The following is a 1,605-nucleotide window of genomic DNA, read 5'->3' as shown; positions in this document are numbered from 1 at the left end:
TGCAGAATTCAATCCGGTGGGATTTCTGAAACCACTGGTCTGTGTCTGTTGAGATAAGAGCCAGAGGCTGCAGTGGAATGTGCGTTTTCGTGTGTCCGTGCAGTACCCCTGATCTCATCCGGAAGAACGGAAGACAGGTCTGCTCCATCAACACAGTTCTGTGTCATTATTCTTAATATGCTAATCGTTTCAGCAATATATCCTCTACATTTCGTCTTGAATCCAATACAGACAGCACATACACGAATTTATCTGAGATTCTGTATATAATTTTCCAAGGTGGGACGACTATTTCGCGATATATAAGGATGCCTTGATCTAGAAGCTCTGGTACAACGCGACCACGCTCAGGAAAGGTATAAAGGCTAGATGCTCTTTGTTTGATTTCTTGAAATATCTCTAACGCACTTAAGCGGTTATCAATTGCAATATATTCAAGAATTTCCTTCAAATCATTCTTGGCGACATCAGCCCACAGTACTTGATACGCCCGGCTCACCGGGGCTTTTCTTCCAGTGTTGCCTCAATCTCTTTGAACACTTCCTCCTGGATTTTAGCCTTACCGTCCCTGATGTCAGCCTCCCCCTGTGAAACCAGCTTCAAGATGCCAATTGCATTACGCATGTTTTCATAGCTCCTGGGATCTTGAAGTACAGCACGAGGCTCCCCATTTTGTGTGATTATCACTGAACGGTGTGTTTCGTTTATTTGATTGAGCAAATCTGCTGCCCTGTTCTTCAAGTATGTAACCGGCTTTATATCGTTTGTAATATGCATCCCTTCACCTCCTACCCATATTTCATACTAAATAAGGACCGTCCGTCAAGTTAAGGCTATCACCGAACAGACCGGCAACGATGTTTGACTACGGGTATTTCAGGTCGTATGGTCAGTTTCCGGGATCACCCGGGAACCACAAGCTTCTGGCATGCTGGTTTCAGGCAGGGAAATGTGACATCTGGAAACCGATGAGCCGTTTCCGGAGCAGGTATGGGATTAGTAAATATCCATTTTCTTATTTGACTGATTTTCTTTCTTTAAAGGTTAGGAGAAAATTGAAAACCGCGCAATTCTTCATGCTCTCTCTGCTTCTTTGCACCTCATGTCTCTATGCCGGAGTTCAGGAGCAGGTTCAATACATTCGGGACATCTATAGTCAGACGAATGAAGAAGTCGATAACGGGGAGCTGTACAAGACAGTGGTCGATGTAAATACCGGCGGTCTTTCTTACCCGGCTGTAGGGACGTATCATCCGTTACTTACTTTCTACTTCGGATTCTCCGAGGAGAATCCCTATCCCGATAATCTGAGAAAAGCGATTCTGATAGTTGATAGAGCCGCTTACCATGAGTATTCGGAATTCCTGTATGATGGTTTTGGCAACCTGATATTTGTTTACATGACCGGAATTCCCCAAAAACCGGAAATGCGGTATTACTACTATCAGGGGGAGCTGATAAAAGTTGTTGAGGATTCCAGTGATTATACCAGTTTCAACTCTGAACAAGTCGATCGAAGCAACTCGGTTCAGGATCAGAGTGAAACCTTGATCGGAACTTTCAACAGGTTGTTCTATTAGCAGATCAGAAATCCTTGCTCATCAG

Annotated in this window: 3 protein-coding genes; 1 reads left to right on the top strand and 2 read right to left on the bottom strand. The window is 44.1% G+C overall.

The features are described 5' to 3' along the window. Nucleotides 1–172: 172 nt before the first annotated feature. Nucleotides 173–499: a type II toxin-antitoxin system RelE/ParE family toxin gene (locus K8S15_07855; protein MCD4775951.1), complete on the bottom strand. Its 327-nt coding sequence runs from the start codon at nucleotides 497–499 to the stop codon at nucleotides 173–175. After that, nucleotides 496–777, bottom strand: a complete 282-nt coding sequence (locus K8S15_07850; GenBank protein MCD4775950.1) for a type II toxin-antitoxin system Phd/YefM family antitoxin — start codon at nucleotides 775–777, stop codon at nucleotides 496–498. Before K8S15_07850 ends, K8S15_07855 begins: the two co-directional genes overlap by 4 nt. A gap of 278 nt (nucleotides 778–1,055) precedes the next feature. Here K8S15_07850 and K8S15_07845 point away from each other — a divergent pair, with 278 nt between their 5' ends. Next, entirely contained in the window at nucleotides 1,056–1,580 is a 525-nt protein-coding gene (locus K8S15_07845; protein MCD4775949.1) for a hypothetical protein, read from the top strand. Nucleotides 1,581–1,605: the final 25 nt, after the last annotated feature.

The sequence above is a fragment of the Candidatus Aegiribacteria sp. genome, from assembly GCA_021108005.1.
Classification (GTDB): domain Bacteria; phylum Fermentibacterota; class Fermentibacteria; order Fermentibacterales; family JCC-6; genus Aegiribacteria.
This window is presented reverse-complemented; position numbering and strand designations above follow the sequence as displayed.